General features: G+C 54.8%; 11 protein-coding genes. 1 reads left to right on the top strand and 10 read right to left on the bottom strand.

What is annotated here, in order from left to right; translation table 11 throughout:
• Positions 1–442 precede the first annotated feature (442 nt).
• Positions 443–2,530 carry a DNA topoisomerase III gene (locus L1D47_RS17570; RefSeq protein WP_239886207.1) on the bottom strand — a complete coding sequence of 696 codons (2,088 nt, stop codon included), beginning with the start codon at positions 2,528–2,530 and terminating at the stop codon, positions 443–445.
• A 153-nt stretch (positions 2,531–2,683) separates the two neighbouring features.
• On the opposite strand from L1D47_RS17570, the gene L1D47_RS17575 reads away from it, so the two are divergent.
• Positions 2,684–2,959: a hypothetical protein gene (locus tag L1D47_RS17575; RefSeq protein WP_239886208.1), complete on the top strand. Its 276-nt coding sequence runs from the start codon at positions 2,684–2,686 to the stop codon at positions 2,957–2,959.
• Positions 2,960–3,081: 122 nt separating this feature from the next.
• Here L1D47_RS17575 and L1D47_RS17580 read toward each other — a convergent pair whose 3' ends face one another.
• The 9 genes from L1D47_RS17580 to L1D47_RS17620 all read right to left on the bottom strand — a co-directional run bounded on the left by L1D47_RS17580 (position 3,082) and on the right by L1D47_RS17620 (position 15,781).
• The gene (locus L1D47_RS17580) at positions 3,082–5,199 is read right to left on the bottom strand and encodes a methyl-accepting chemotaxis protein (protein ID WP_239886209.1); all 2,118 of its coding nucleotides are present in this window, start codon (positions 5,197–5,199) and stop codon (positions 3,082–3,084) included.
• Positions 5,200–5,422: 223 nt separating this feature from the next.
• A complete protein-coding gene (purF, locus tag L1D47_RS17585; RefSeq protein WP_041510967.1) occupies positions 5,423–6,937 on the bottom strand; it encodes an amidophosphoribosyltransferase in 1,515 nt (504 codons plus the stop codon).
• A gap of 87 nt (positions 6,938–7,024) precedes the next feature.
• Positions 7,025–7,513 carry a CvpA family protein gene (locus tag L1D47_RS17590; RefSeq protein WP_041510966.1) on the bottom strand — a complete coding sequence of 163 codons (489 nt, stop codon included), beginning with the start codon at positions 7,511–7,513 and terminating at the stop codon, positions 7,025–7,027.
• Between the two features lie 205 nt (positions 7,514–7,718).
• On the bottom strand, positions 7,719–8,408 hold the full coding sequence (dedD, locus tag L1D47_RS17595; RefSeq protein ID WP_239886210.1) for a cell division protein DedD: 690 nt from the start codon (positions 8,406–8,408) through the stop codon (positions 7,719–7,721).
• Positions 8,409–9,686 carry a bifunctional tetrahydrofolate synthase/dihydrofolate synthase gene (gene folC / locus L1D47_RS17600; protein ID WP_239886211.1) on the bottom strand — a complete coding sequence of 426 codons (1,278 nt, stop codon included), beginning with the start codon at positions 9,684–9,686 and terminating at the stop codon, positions 8,409–8,411. It lies immediately after the preceding gene.
• Positions 9,687–9,717: 31 nt separating this feature from the next.
• Complete coding sequence (gene truA, locus L1D47_RS17605; RefSeq protein WP_239886212.1) at positions 9,718–10,503, bottom strand: tRNA pseudouridine(38-40) synthase TruA; 786 nt, start codon at positions 10,501–10,503, stop codon at positions 9,718–9,720.
• 227 nt (positions 10,504–10,730) lie between these two features.
• The gene (locus L1D47_RS17610) at positions 10,731–13,430 is read right to left on the bottom strand and encodes a FimV/HubP family polar landmark protein (RefSeq protein ID WP_239886213.1); all 2,700 of its coding nucleotides are present in this window, start codon (positions 13,428–13,430) and stop codon (positions 10,731–10,733) included.
• 201 nt (positions 13,431–13,631) lie between these two features.
• Positions 13,632–14,648, bottom strand: a complete 1,017-nt coding sequence (locus tag L1D47_RS17615) for an aspartate-semialdehyde dehydrogenase (protein WP_041510962.1) — start codon at positions 14,646–14,648, stop codon at positions 13,632–13,634.
• A gap of 2 nt (positions 14,649–14,650) precedes the next feature.
• Positions 14,651–15,781 (bottom strand): 4-phosphoerythronate dehydrogenase, encoded by a 1,131-nt coding sequence (locus L1D47_RS17620; protein ID WP_239886214.1) that lies wholly within the window; start codon positions 15,779–15,781, stop codon positions 14,651–14,653.
• Between the last annotated feature and the right edge of the window lie 83 nt (positions 15,782–15,864).

Below are 15,864 nucleotides of genomic sequence, written 5' to 3' on the forward strand. Positions count from 1 at the left end.
GGGCTGACGAAAAATGACTCACAGTTAGCCATGCTATTCACCTTGGCGAACCTGTTTAAAGTAGACCAGATGTTACGACGACAGCCAAGATCTGTCTGAAATCCGGGAACTGCCTGGAATTAGGTCGAAATTCGGCGTAAAACGGCAGTATGTTGGCCAAAATTGAACAGTTAGCGTTCAAAAATCAGGCGGGCCGCTCATAACCTCGCTCGATACCTAAATTGCAGGACTTGTTCGCAGTTTCCCTAGCACCCCGATAAAAAACCTCAGCCAGCCTTGCGACGAAACTCAAGGAAGATATCGTCACCTGGTTGGGAGAACCAAGTCCAAGATGATCATCCGTCCCTCTAGTGAACAAATCCCCAGATAACTAATCAAATATTCTGCAATACAACCAAAAAGGTAACTGAACTCTATATGCCATTGGCTATACGGTATCACGTCAGTTTCCTGCCTTAACAGGGTGCGCCCTAGCGGCTCCTTTAGCTGTCGAGCTGCTCGTTGCCCTACTTGTCCCCTTGCCCGCTCCTTTGGCTGTCGTTTTAGCGCTTGTTCTAGCGTTTGTTTTTACGTTTGTTTTAGCCGCGCCTTTGCCGCCCGTCGCCCTGCCACGTCGATTGCCATAGCTACGCTTCTTAAACTGCCCCTTGGGTGCCTCGACCCCTTGCAAGGCTTTGGGCAACTGAGCCCCCGCCTGCATGATAAGCCCATTGAGCGATTCGATAAGCGGCCCCATGAAGCTCAGATACTTGGCCTCCTTACGACTGATGGCATCTAGGTGACTCTCCCACAGCGCCGTCATATCCGGCGTGGTGGCCGATTCCGGCAGGCTGTTGATCAGGCCGCGGCCAACCGCGGTTGAGACGATAGATTTTCCCTGACGCGCCAGAAAGCCTCTTTTAAACAGCAGCTCTATGATCCCCGCCCGGGTCGCCTCCGTGCCCAGGCCATCCGTTTCTTTGAGGATCTTACGGATCTCTGGATTCGTCACATAACGGCTGATCCCCGTCATGGCGCTCAGTAAGGTCGCATCGGTAAAGGCCTTGGGGGGCTGGGTCTGCTTCTCGATAAGTTCCCCCTGGCCCGAATGCAGTGTCTGTCCCTTATGCAGCGGCGGCAATTGGGCCAGCGCCTCATCACCCTCGCTATCGGCCTTGTCATCGGCGCGCTTGGGGAACAGCTGCTTCCAGCCTGGAGCAATCTCCTGCTTGGCCTTGGTATGAAAATGCCCGCCGGCGATCTCTACCTCGACCTGGGTCTCATGGTAGCGATAGACAGGGTAAAACTGCGCCAAGTATTGCCGTGCCAGCTGCAGGTAGATCTGCCGCTCGGCCTGAGTCAGGGTGCTCAGGTTAGCCAGCTTCTCTGTGGGCACTATGGCGTGATGGGCATCGACCTTGGCATCATTCCAGGCCTTGGAGACTATCTTAGGATCTGGCGCGGCGCACTGAGCCGTAAGCTCACCCGCCCCCTTGAGCACGGCATCGATAACACTAGGCGCCAGGGCGAGCTGCTCCTTGGGCAGGTAGCGGCTATCTGAGCGCGGATAGGTGATAAGCTTATGTTTTTCATACAGAGACTGACAGGTATCGAGCACCGCCTTGGCGCTCATGCCGAAGCGCTTGGCCGCATCTATCTGTAGCGCAGACAGGTTATAGGGTAAGGGTTGCCCCTGCTGCTTGTCTTTTGCCTGCAGCTCTGTCACCCGAGCGCTCTGCTCTGTGATCCGCCCCACCACGTTTTCCGCCAAGCGCCTAGATAACACCCGCCCCTCCTCATCCATATAGGGCTGACAGGCCTCACTGGGACGCCACTTGGCCTTAAAATGCGCCTGTTCCTGGGTGTAGAGGTTGGCCAGCACCTCATAGAAAGGCTTACTGACAAAGTGCTCAATTGCCTCATCCCGCCGCACCACCAGGCCTAAGAGGGGCGTCTGTACCCGGCCGACGGAGAGCACGCCCTGATAGCCCACCTTGCGCCCCTGCAAGGTATAGGCGCGGGTCATGTTCATGCCATAGAGCCAGTCGGCGCGAGAGCGTGCCAGCGCCGAGGTCGACAGTGGGATAAACTCGCGGTTGCTGCGTAGCTGGCCCAGGGCACGTTTTACCGCCTGGGGATTAAGATCGCTCACCAGCAGGCGCTGGGTTTGTTCGAGCTTGTCTCCCTTAACCCCCAGATAGGCGATCACCTCGTCTACCAACAACTGACCTTCGCGATCGGGATCGCCGGCGTTGACTAACTGACTGGCCTGCTTGACCAGTTTTCTCAGCACGCTGAGCTGGCCCCGGGTCTTGCTCTTGGGGGTCATCTTCCACTGCTGGGGCACTATGGGCAGATGATCGAACGACCAGGACTTAAAGGCGGGATCATAGCTGTCAGGCTCGGCCTGCTCCAGCAGGTGCCCTATGCACCAGGAGACAGTGTCGCCGTTGGCCGCCGTGATATAGCCCTCACCCTTCTTATGGGGTTTAGGTAACACATCGGCGATGGCGCGCCCTAGGCTGGGCTTCTCTGCTATGTATAAGATCATGCTGACATCAAATTACTGTATAAATTAACAGTAACTTTAAACCACTCGCAGCGTTGGCGCAAATACAAGAAGGCAATCTTATGCTTACATGTAAATTTAGTTGAGAACGATTCTTATTAAGGAGTAGTCTAAGGCCATTCTATGGAGGTTGATATGCACATACGACTCAAGACCCCTTACCGACCCGAGCGCCTACTACTCTATGCCACGCTGACAACAACCGCGCTGCTTCTGCTCTTAATGCCTAACTTAGCATTACCCTGGCGACAGGATCCCCTGATGCTGTTTGGCGCGCTGCTGTTGCTAAGCTGCGCAGGCACTCTATTTGCGCTCGCCCGCCATGGTAAGAATCAAAGGCTGGCCATGGGGCTCCTGTTCGGCCTCTGGCTGTTGGTGTGGGTAAGCCAAGGTTTGCTGCTCCCCTTCTGAACTCTCGCTATGTTCGATTAGCAGTGACTTGCCCCCAGCTTTGTCTTGGCCTCAGCCGACAAAATCCATTAAAAAGGCGCCTCCCTGTAGACGCCTCAATCAGCTTTAACAACATGCTGAATCTAGGTTTTTAACTTGCCTAGCTGTTGGTGCTGCTGCTCCACCAATGCCGCCAGGCTGGCACTGCTTTGCTGCGCCTCATCGGCCAGTCTCGCCAGCTCTGAGGCCGAATCGGAGATCCCCGTGATGTTGCGATTGACCTCTTCGGTGACGGCGCTCTGCTCCTCAGCTGCGGTAGCAATATGGGTCACCTGCCCCGACACCTCCTGAATCTGGCTCACAATGGTATTAAGCGAACTCAGGGCCGATTCGGTCTGGGCCACGGCGCGCTGGGCACCATCTACGCCTTGATCGATGATCTGCGACGCACTGGTGACCTCCCGCTGTAAGGTCTCGATCAACTTGCCAATCTCATCGGTAGAGCTCTGGGTCTTGGAGGCCAGGGCGCGCACCTCGTCGGCAACCACGGCAAAGCCCCGCCCCTGCTCTCCGGCGCGTGCAGCCTCGATGGCGGCATTCAGCGCCAGCAGATTGGTCTGCTCGGCAATGGCGCTGATCACCTCGAGGATCTTACTGATGTTGGTGCTGCTTTCCGCCACCTTGCCCACGGCTTCCTTAGCCAGTAGAGATTCTTGTGACATATGGGTCACATAGCCCATGGCCTGACTCAGGCTGTCTTCACCGGCCTTGACGTTGAGGGTCATCGCCTCGGTTTCCGATGCGGTCTGCTCAGAGGCCTTGGCCACCTCCAGCGCAGTGGCGCTCATCTGATTCACCGCGGTCACCACGCTCTCGATATCGCTGTACTGACGATTGACGCTGTTGTGGGTCTGCTGGGCTATCCCCGCCGCCACCTGACTCTCCGCCTGTGAGCGTGACGCCAGCTCCTTAAGCTCGCCGATCAGCAGGCGCAGCTTGGTAATAAAGCCATTGATGCCGCCTCCCAGGGCAATCAGCTCGGCGTGGGATTCCACCGTGATCGCCTGAGTCAGATCCCCCTCGGCGCTGGCGAGGTTTTCCACTCGATTCTGAATCACCTTAAGCGGCGCTATGATGGAACGTATCACTAAACTGATGGTGATCACGGCGATTAAGGAGACGATAACCCCGACGATCAACAGCAGGCTACCCAGAGAGCTGGCCATCGCCGACATCGCCTTATCCATGGCATTGGCGGCCTCATAGGCATCAACCTTGTCCACCTCGATAACCAGCGACCACTGCGCCTTGGCAAGTCCAATATCGATAGGATAGGCGACGATAATATGGCTTCCTTGCTCCAAGTAGCCGCCCTGGCGATGCAGCCCGGTTAACTGACTGGCGAGCGAGGGTGCGATAGACTCGCCCAAGGGCCTTGCCTTCTTATCATAGTGACTGGCCGCCACCACTAGGCCCTTCTGGCTCAGCAGGGTCACCTTGGCCTTGCCTCGATACAGGCTGGCCGAGAGCTCGTCGATCAGCTTCTGAAACACAGGCAGGTTGACGTCTACACCTATCACGCCGCGAAAACTGCCGCCCACCACCACAGGTACGGTCAGCGAGGTCATCAGCGCCGTGTTGCCCGGGCTTATCTCATACAGGTAGGGCTCCATCAGGCAAGGGCGCTTGGTATCATTGGCGCACAGATACCATTCGGCCTCGCGCACGCCAAACTCCTTGAGGGTGGCATCATATTTCTCACTGGCATCGTCCACCTGCTGATGTTCGACGCTGCCATCGTCACTGCGGGTGTAATAGATCTCCAGGGTGCCTGCCTCTGGCACGCTGTGACTAATCTTCTGGGTATATTCGCTATCCCGTCCATCATAGCCATTGGGCTCGAACTGGGCGTACATGGAAGAGAGCTGGCTATTCTTGCGCAAGATACCTGCCACAGATTCCTCAACCCCTTCACGAGATAGCGGCTGAGTGGCGGCGCTCTGCTCTATCATGCCTGCAAAGGAGAAGGGAATTCGGTAAGCCTCGTTGATGAAACCCGCAACACGCTCGCCGTACTCACCGGCCCGGGCGCTGAGACGCTGGCGGGTCTCATCATGCAGCGCACTCTGCACCTGGCTTGCCAGTTGGGCATTTTTGTCGCTGAGCGACCACCAGAGGCTAAAGGAGAGAATGGCAACGATGATCAAAAACAGCGCTGAGGTGATCCAAAGCAACTTAGTACTGATGGACAAGTGTTTCATTTATCACTCCTAAGCAAGGCGGTAGAGATGAGGATTAAGGCGTGAGACCGAGAGCTTTCACTCATTAAACATAGCACTAAAGCATTAAAACACCATGCTATCAGGTATTTAATTGACCTTGCAGTGGAAGGGATGTAGCAAAATGCCCCATAAAAAAACCGACCCCTTACATAAAAAAACCGACCACTAAGGGTCGGCTTTTAACTGATGCATCTGCTACCGGTTAAGGGTGACAGACGTTGTGCAGCTCTAGGTTGGTACCGATATCCTTGATGCGATTTGCCTTGGCATCATCGTTACGTAGCTGGGTCAGGTGATCCAGATAGGCCTGATCCACATCGTTGGTCACATAGTTACCGTCGAATACCGAGGTCTCGAAACGTTTGATATCCGGGTTCTGCTGGCGTACGGCTTCGATCAGGTCTTCTAGATCCTGGAAGATGATGCCGTCGGCACCGATCAGCTTATTGATCTCTTCGGCGTCGCGGCCGTGGGCGATCAGCTCGCTCGAGGTTGGCATGTCGATACCATAGACGTTCGGGAAGCGGATCTCAGGGGCCGCAGAGGCGAAGTAAACCTTCTTGGCGCCGGCTTCACGAGCCATCTCGATGATCTGCTCGGAGGTGGTACCGCGCACGATAGAGTCATCCACCAGCAGCACGTTCTTGCCCTTAAACTCGGCATTGATGGCGTTAAGCTTGCGGCGAACCGACTTCTTACGCTCCTGCTGGCCCGGCATGATGAAGGTACGACCGATATAACGGTTCTTCACGAAGCCCTGGCGGTATGGCAGATCCAAGTTACGGGCGATCTCCAGCGCGATATCGCATGAGGTCTCAGGAATCGGGATCACCACGTCGATATCGTGATCTTCCCACTCCTTCTTGATCTTCTCACCCAGCATGGTGCCCATGTTCACGCGGCTACCGTAGACAGACACCTTGTCGATGGTCGAGTCTGGGCGGGCAAAGTATACATATTCGAAGATACAAGGCGAATAGGTTGGCGACTGGGCACATTGACGTGTGTAGAGCTGACCATCTAAGGAGATATAGATGGCTTCGCCTGGGGCAACATCACGTACCGTCTCGAAACCGACGGCGTCGAGTGCCACGCTCTCGGAGGCCACCATATATTCGGTGCCCTGCTCTGTCTCGTGCTTACCCAGTACCAGTGGACGAATGCCGTAAGGGTCGCGAAATGCTACCAGGCCCTGGCCGATGATCATCGCCGCCACGGCATAGGCGCCGCGGGTCAGCTCATGCACCTTAGTCACCGCCTCGAAGACTTCGTCGGCAGTAAGATACTGGCTCTTGGTGTGTTGCAGCTCGTCGGCCAACAGGTTAAGCAGGACTTCAGAGTCTGAGGTGGTGTTCACATGGCGACGCTGCTTCACCAGACGCTCGTGCAGCTCGACCGTGTTGGTCAAGTTACCATTGTGCGCCAGAGAGATACCGAAAGGAGAGTTAACATAGAAAGGTTGCGCCTCAGACGCGCTCGAGCTACCCGCAGTTGGGTAACGCACGTGACCTATGCCGGCGGAGCCTTGCAGGCGCTGCATATGCTTAGGTTCAAATACGTCTTTTACCAGACCATTGGCCTTACGCAATCTAAACGCATTGCCATCTACGGTGACAATGCCCGCGGCGTCTTGGCCACGATGCTGTAGCACTGTGAGTGCATCATAGATTGTCTGATTAACCGATGTTCGGCCAACTATTCCGACGATACCACACATGGGTAGGTTTCCTCATTTTAAGATGTTCTGATAATTATTATCTGCGGCCAGGACCAATGGCTAGGCTCGCCTATGCTTAAGCATTTTTTATATTTTAGGTACAAAGCTTGAGGTGTTTTCCACGTAGTCAAAGAACCACTGGATAACCACTCCGAATTCGGGAACCAGCTGCGAGCTGGCCCACCAGTCTGTCCTGGGCGCCCCGGTAAAGGCGTCCAGGAAAAAGAGTATCGCGCTGACGATAAGCGCCCCGCGCAAGGCGCCGAAACAGAGCCCCAGCACCCTGTCTGTGCCAGACAGGCCAGTCTTGGCCACCAACTGACCAATAAGATAGTTAACCAGGGCACCGAGAATAAGGGTCGAGATAAACAGGATGGCGATGGCGATGCCATTTCGCACCATTTCATCTTTCATCTGGGTCAGGTAGACGGCGAGATCTTGATAAAACTGACTCGCCACGAAGAAGGCGGCAAACCAGACCACGAGTGACATAGCTTCCTTAACGAAACCACGAAGCAGACTAATTAAAGTCGAAATTGCGATGACCGCAATAATGGCATAATCGATCCAAACCATTGAATAAGGTGATCCAGCATTAGCATTAAGACGGCGGGATTTTACCAGAGACTGAAGACATTCTCACCCCCTAGCCTGATTTAAAAGTGATTTAGTTTATCCGCAATTACGGACACTGAGTTCTGAACCAGGACCATCTTACCCCGGCCCCGCAGACAAAAACGCCCAGGGAAAAGCCTGGGCGTCGGGGAGTGGTCACTCAAGATCAGAGCAGCGGATTGTAGTCGACCACCGCCGATTTAAGGCCGGTAAACTTATCCAGCTTGGTCTGCAGCTTCTGCAGCTTGGCCTTGGAGATATCAGGCCCCACAAACACCTTGGTCAGTTGGCCATCCACCGGCTTTTGCGGCACGGTATAGGCACGGTAGCCTTGGCCTCGAAGGCGTTTAACCAGGGCATTTACATTGTCGGCATTCTTAAAGCTACCCAGCTGCAGAGTATAGGCAGAGCTCGCCGTCGCTGGCGCAGGCTCACTCTTGTTAGAGGCACTTGTCTTAGCGGTATCGGTTTTCGCGACATCGGTTTTTGTCACACTTGGCTTAGTCTCGGGCTTAGTCTCGGGCTTAGCTTCGACCTTAGCCGTTTCTTTCTCGCCCTGCTGCTCGGCAGGCAATTGGCTGGCGTTAGCTTCTCGCGCACTCATCTGCTGGTCGAACTGCGCTTGCTGCTCACCCAGGTCGATGGCCGTGATGGTATCCTGCTCGTCGAGACGGGACTCAGCCTGTGGTCGCAATGGGATCTCGGCAAACTGCTCTTCCTGATGCTGCTTCTTCCCATCTAAGATATCGGGCAAAAAGATCACCCCCAGGGCCACCAAGACTATGATGCCCACCAAGCGGTTTTGAAACTGGCTCGATACCTTCTCTTGTTTAACTTCTACTTCATCCACCTGCATTTAACTTAGGTCCAATTGCTTAAACTCTGCCACAGTGTAAAAGGAGCCAAACACAATTACCACATCGGATTGGCCAATCTCAGGCTTTAGCGCCAGGTAAGCCTGCGCTACGGAGGTAAAACCATAGGCAGCTTTGTCGCCACCAAGATAGCTGAGCAGATCCTGCGCCTTAGCGCTACGCTCACAATTAAGGTCTGCCAGATACCAGGCATGTACCTGATCGTCGAGCAGGCTAAGCACGGCGCGGCAGTCCTTATCTTTCAACATGCCGCACAGGGCGAAGATTCGCCGGCCTTCATAGGCACTTAGGCGTTTGGCCAGATAACTCGCCGCATGGGGATTATGGGCAACATCTAAGATGATCTTGGGCTGCTCGCTAACCACCTCGAGTCGCCCGGCCAACTTAGCCTCTTTCAGCCCTGTAGCAATGGCTAGGCGGGCCTGCGCTGACTCAATATCTTGCTGCATAAGCTGTTGCACCACCGCCAGCGCTGTGGCTGCATTGCCCAGCGGCAAGCTGGGCAGCGGCAGCCCTGATAGTGATAGATGAGACGGTCCGGCCGCCTTAAAACACCAATCTGTCTCGCTCGCCTGATAGCTAAACTCCTGATCCACCCGCAGCATCTTAGCGCCGATGGACTCGGCGTAATCCACCACACTTGCCGGCAGGTCGGGGTCACCAATCACCACGGGACGCCCCGCGCGCATGATCCCCGCCTTCTCTCGGCCCACCAGCTCACGGGTATCACCCAGGTATTCCTGATGGTCGATATCAATTGCGGTGATCACCGCGATATCGGCATCGATAATATTGGTGGCATCGAGTCGGCCGCCTAAGCCTACCTCGAGTAGCACGAGATCCAGCCCCGCCTGCTTAAACAGGTAGAGCCCGGCCAGGGTGGCGTATTCGAAGAAGGTCAGCGAAATGTCACCGCGAGCCGCATCTATCGCGCAAAACGCCTCGATAAGCGCCTCATCGCTGGCATCAAGGCCATCGATGCGCACCCGCTCATTGTACTTGAGCATGTGGGGCGAGCTGTAGACCCCCACCCTTAGCCCCGCCTGCCTCATGATGGCTTCTATCATGGCACAGGTCGTGCCCTTACCATTGGTGCCGGCAACGGTCACTACCTTAGTGCCGGCAAGGCTATCAAGCCCCATTATCTTGGCGACGGCCGAAACGCGGCCAAGCCCCATATCGATCTCGGTGGGGTGGATGGCCATCAGATGTGTCAGCCAGTCATTAAGGCTAGATTGTGCGTTAGGTAGCGAGGTCATTGCGAATTGCTCTAATTATATTGATTCGGGATTAATCCAGCATAAACAGCGGCCCCAGGGCCAACTTGGGCAGATCATAATGCTCGGGATAGGTGACATCGACCAGATAGAGACCGTTAGGCTTGGCCGTTGCCGCCGCCTGAGTGCGATCCTTTAGTGCCAGTAGTTCTTTAATCCAGGTCACGGGCTGACGACCGTAACCCACCTCGAGCAGGGAGCCCACAATATTACGCACCATGTGGTGTAAGAAGGCATTGGCCTTGATGTCGACGCAGATATACATGCCCTGACGGGTCACATTGACCTCATGTACGCAGCGAAACGGCGTGTTTGACTGGCACTGAATGGCGCGGAAACTGGTGAAGTCCTGCTCACCTAACAGAAACTGAGCCGCCTCATGCATCTTGGTCTCATCAATCTGCCCCGGATAATGACTCACGCCGGAGCGCAGGATGCCAGGTCTGAACTGATGGTTATAGATCATGTAACGATAACGGCGGGCGGTGGCGGTAAAACGGGCATGAAACTCATCATCCACATCCTTGGCCCAGCGCACGGCGATATCGTCCGGCAGGTTAACATTTACCCCTAGGGTCCAGGCGCTTTCCTTACGCAAGGCATTGGTCTCGAAATGCACCACCTGGCCCGTGGCATGCACCCCGGCATCGGTACGCCCGGCGCATTGAATCGAAATAGGTTCGTTGGCAACAAAAGATAGGGCTCGCTCGAGCTGGGCTTGTACCGAGTCGACCTCGGCCTGACGTTGCCAGCCAAAATAACGGCTGCCATCATATTCGATACCTAATGCTACGCGCATGAAATACCTGTCCTCATGTTTGATTACTCATGTTTTATAAATATGTACGCTAGGCGGCGGATTCTAGCACAAGCTTGGTATGAACTGGATAGTTAAGTTAACTGCCCCGATAATTGACCACCCTCGATTTAACGGCATGAATTGAGAAGATATTGGCTTGCCGCCATAAAAAAAACGGTGCCTAAGCACCGTTTTTTATGACTTATCTTGATTAGAGCTTCTCTGGTTTAAAGCTCGTCTAGCAACTTCTTGGCTTCTTGCTGCTGACGCTCGTTGCCATCGAGCTCGACCTCTTTGAGCAGCGCCTTGGCGCTATCCATGTCATCGATCTCGATATAGGCGCGAGCCAGATCCAGCTTGGCATTGACCGAATTCTCCTCGTCGTCGACATCCACCATGGCCGCATTACCCATCAGGTTATCGAGCTCACCCATGTCGACATCCAGCTCCTTGTATTTGTCGACATCCAGCTGCTCCTCATCGGCCTCGTTAAGCAGTCTGTCGATATCGATAAAGCCGTTATCTTGCTGGAAGGCGGTCAGGTCATGCTCAGGCACGGCTCTGGCGGCGCCCTTCTTCTCTGCCGCATCCAGGGCTGCCAGTGCCTGATCCACGGTCAGGTTATCATCATCGTCTAGCTGCAGATCGATACCTTCGTCGTCATCTTCTTCTGCCGGCGTATCCTGTGCACTCGGCTCAGCGCTAGTCAATGCAGACTCCCACTCAAGCATATTATCGCTGCTGTGCTTATTGCCCTTGAGATCACCGAAGAAACCCGACTCACCTTTCTCAGCCTTAGGTTCTGCCTCTTCGACCGATTCGAGGTCGGCCAGCAGTGCATCGAGATCCACCTCACCGTCATCCTCAGGCTTGGTTTCGTCTTGAGCGCTTGGCTCATCCTCACCCAGATCAAATTCTAGCGGCTCATGGCCGGTCGATGGCTTACTCGCTTCTAGCTCGGCTGCAGGGTCGAGTTCCGGCTCGAGTTCAGGCTCAATATCGACGGACGCTTCATCGCTCGCTGCAATGTCTGGCGCTTGAGTTTCAGCGGCTTCTGGCTCGCTTGCCGGCGCAGCGGGTTCGAACTCGGCCAATAAGGCATCGAGATCCGCCTCATCGGCATCGTCGTTTTCTTCCTCAAATTCGGCGGCGATCTGACGGGCTATCTCATCATCCTGCTCGCTATCGGCCGCCTGCGCCTCCTCGACTTCTGTTGCTTCGTTTTCTGAGGCTGCTGTTTCAGCATCAAAACCGGCTAGCAAGGCGTCGAGATCGGTATCGTCGACCTCGGCTTCATCGCCCTTAGCATTGATAGCCTCTTCAAGTTCCTGCGCTATCTCATCGGCTAGGGTTTCCTGCTGCGCATCCTCTGGGGAGACTTCAGGCTCGGCGGTTTCCTCAGCCTTAGCCGTCTCTTCCACGGCCGCTTCTTCCACTGCTTCTTCTGCTGGCAGGTTAAACTCGGCCAGCAGCGCATCTAAATCTTCCTCTTTAGTCTCTTCGCTTGGCGTCTCTTGTTCAAACTCGGCTAGCAGCTCATCGAGATCTGTCTCGCGACTGTCAGCCTCATCTTCAAGCGCTGCAGGCGCCTCGAACGAGGTTTCCTCGGCTAATGACTCTTCGACTGCCGCGACCGGCGCGTCCAATTCGGCCAACAGGCTATCCAGGTCATCTTCCGGTGCCGCCTTCGTCTCTTCCTCTTCCTGCTCGCCCATGGCCTCGGCCCAGAGATCATCGAGTGACTGCCCTTCATCATCGATCGGTGACATCACCTGCTCATCACCGGCATCGACCACCATCTCGGCGCCTTCTTGGGGCAACTCCTCGCTAAGATCGGCCTCTGGCGTTAACTGGGTTTCGTCGACCTTCATCAAGGAATCCAGCGAATCGGCCTCATCGTCATTGTCCAGGTGCACCGCCATCATCTCTTCGCTATCTTCAGGCGCTGGTGCGACAGGCTTATCGTCCACCGGCGGTGTCACAGGCGCGCTCGCCTCGCCCGCCTCATTCTTATTGTTGCGACGCTTGATAAACAACCATACCAATACCAGCAGCAGTAGCGCTGGAATAGCCGCGAACAGACCAAGATAGAGCGGGCTGCTCATCATGGTACGCCAGCTATCATCAACCTCTTTAGGCTGGGCTGGCTGAGTGGCGGCCGCGAGCTGCTGGCGTAACTGTTCCACCTCGCTGTTAAGTTGCGCCTTCTGCTCTTTCTGAACCAGTAGTGCCTCTTCCAGCTCGGCGATACGGCTGCTTTGCTCATCTATCTTGGCCTGCAACATCTCGCTGTCGTTGTTGCCCAGATTCAGCTTATCTTGTGCCCTGGCGAGCTCATCGGTGAGCGACAGGTTCTTGGCCTGCTCGGCTTCGAGCTGCGCCGTTAATGCCTCAATCTGCTTTTGCTGTTCGCCGCTAGGCTTATCAGCCGGAGTCGTTTTGTCCTGAGTCATCTCAGGTTGACTCGCCTCTGGTTCACTCGTTTGCGGCGCTTGTGCCGTCGCTACCGGCTTAGGCTTAGCCGCGGTCTGTGGCTTCTGACGCCAGCCTCTATCGTTTTTTTCGGCCTGCTGTTTGGCCAGACTCTTAGGGATCGCCAGCATCACCTCTTTAGAGGGGATCAGCAGGATCATCCCCTTCTCTAGGCTGTTGTAGTTGTCACTGGTAAACGCATGGGGGTTGGCTTCATAAATCGCCGCCATCACCTGATAGATGGTCACACTCGCATCGGGACGGGTTTTCTGTGCAATACTCCAGAAGGTATCAGACGCCGTGGTTGGGCCATATTGGCGCAGTGTCTGGCGACTCTCACCATCTGGACCGGTAATATTGAGGGGTTCTGCGGCAGATAAAAGACCCGAAGTCGACGAGAGAACAAGCAGTGCGCTGGCTAGCAAACCAGCAAGATGCGATGTGCGAAAGTTCATCAATTCTTCCCTTTCAAGCGATGATGGACTGCCATTTGGCAGCGTGCTTTAGGCAATTGTATTTATTGAGATTACTATAAACCAGTTTTAGATGGCCTGCTACTGTTCACATTTCAAAAACAAGTGATCACACAAAAAAAAGCCTGCAAACTGCAGGCTTTTTCTCCACTTAGACACTTATTGGCCCGTTAGGCCGAGCGTTCAGTAGTAGTCTCTGACCAAGACTTCGGCGATCTGTACGCTGTTAAGCGCTGCGCCTTTTCTAATGTTATCAGACACAACCCAGAGATTGATACCGTTAGGATGCGAGATATCTTCACGCACTCGGCCCACATAAACAGGATCGGTTCCCGCCGCCTCAGTCACCGCCGTTGGGTACTCTTCGTTAGACTCGAACAGCTCAACGCCCGGCGCATCACGCAACACGGCCTTAACATCTTCTGCGCTCACCGGCTGCACGGTTTCAATATGCACAGCTTCCGAGTGACCATAGAAGACCGGCACACGCACCGCGGTAGGGTTAACCACTATCTGGTCGTCGCCGAAGATCTTCTGGGTTTCCCACACCATCTTCATCTCTTCTTTGGTGTAGCCGTTGTCCATAAACTTATCGATCTGTGGCAGCACGTTAAAGGCGATCTGCTTAGGATAGGCCTTAGGCTCTACCGGCAACCCCTGCAACAGCTTGGCACACTGATTGGCCAGCTCTTCGATAGCCTGTTTGCCCGAGCCTGATACAGACTGATAAGTGGCCACATTGATGCGTGAGATCCCGAAGGCATCATAGACAGGCTTAAGCGCGACCAGCATCTGAATGGTCGAGCAGTTAGGGTTGGCTATGATGTTGCGGTTACGAAAATCGGCGATCGCCTGAGGGTTCACTTCCGGAACCACCAGCGGAATGTCGATGTCGTAACGGAAATGTGAGGTGTTATCGATCACCACACAGCCCTGCTCGGCTGCAATAGGTGCCCACTTGGCCGATACGTCACCGCCCGCCGAGAAGAAACCTATCTGTGCCTGAGACCAATCGAAGGTCTCCACGTCTAAAATTTCGACCTGTTTACCATGGAAAGTTACCGTGTCGCCCGCACTACGACTACTGGCTAAAGGATACAAGTTGGCAACGGGAAAGTTGCGCTCTTCGAGGATCTCAATCATTGTTTGACCCACGGCTCCCGATGCACCTAAAACGACGACGTTAAATTCCTGCGACATAATTACAGACCGACTCCTGAAAAACCTAATTCGAACAACCAATCTACATCAGAACCCGCGGTATTGGCTAGCATTAACGCGCTAAATTCACGTCGATGCTTATGATTTTTTCTCATCAGGTCGAAGCCTTTGTTATTTTGGAATCGCTGGCGAAACAGTTCGTCGTCATCGCGCAGGTCATAGACCAGGCGAACCAGGCTGAGCAAGGCCCTCTCATCAGGCACCGACAGGGGCGACAACTGATGACTCCACAGCGGCGGCAACAGGCTAGAAAGCGACTTATCGACCTCTCTTCCAAGCTGGGCCATCAAGGCCTGATACAACATGAAGGTGCCACGAGCCTTGCCCTCAAGGCTATAGCCAGCGATATGCGGGGTGGCAATTTCTACCAAGGGCACCAGCTCGGCCATCGGCTCGGGCTCCCCTTCCCATACATCCAGCACCAGCTTGAGATCCGCTCGCGCCTGTTTCACCTGAATGAGCGCGCGGTTATCTATCACCTCGCCGCGACAGCAGTTCAGCAGCCAGGTGCCTTCGGCGAGTGTGTTCAGGCGCGCCTGGTCAAACAGATAGTAGGTGGGATGCTCGCCACCGCGCGTTAATGGCACATGCAGGGAGATCACATCACAGCGCTCAATGAGTTCCTCTAGGGAGACAAAGCCGCGCTCATCGCCACTGGCTTCGAGCAAGGGATCGTTAAGCAGCGTCTTCACCCCATAGGCTTGCAGACAATGTTGCAGCGCTGTGCCCGTATTACCGGCACCGACTATGCCGACCGTCATATTCTTAAGCGGCGAATGAAAACGCCTGGCCAGCTCCAGCATGGCATTGAAGGCGTACTCGCCTACGGCCACCGCGTTACAGCCCGGCGCATTGGTGCAGAATATGCCTCGCCGCTTCAGATAATCCAGATCCAGATGGTCCATGCCTATGGTGGCACTGCCGACAAACTTTAGCCTGTCACAGCCATCGAGCAGGGTCTCGTCGACCTTAGTGACTGAGCGCACCAGCAGGACATCGGCATCTTCTACCTGGGCCTGGGTCAGGGTGCGGCCATCGACCATCACCACCTCGCCAAGATCGGCAAACAGGGCTTCGACATAGGGCATATTTTCATCGGCTACAATTTTCATCGACTTCTCTTCGCTATTGATACCAATCGTAATAAATAATTGATCATTCTAGCTTGTTAAAACGCTCGATAACTGTATTAGTA

Source organism: Shewanella sp. Isolate7, assembly GCF_022398425.1.
Classification (GTDB): domain Bacteria; phylum Pseudomonadota; class Gammaproteobacteria; order Enterobacterales; family Shewanellaceae; genus Shewanella.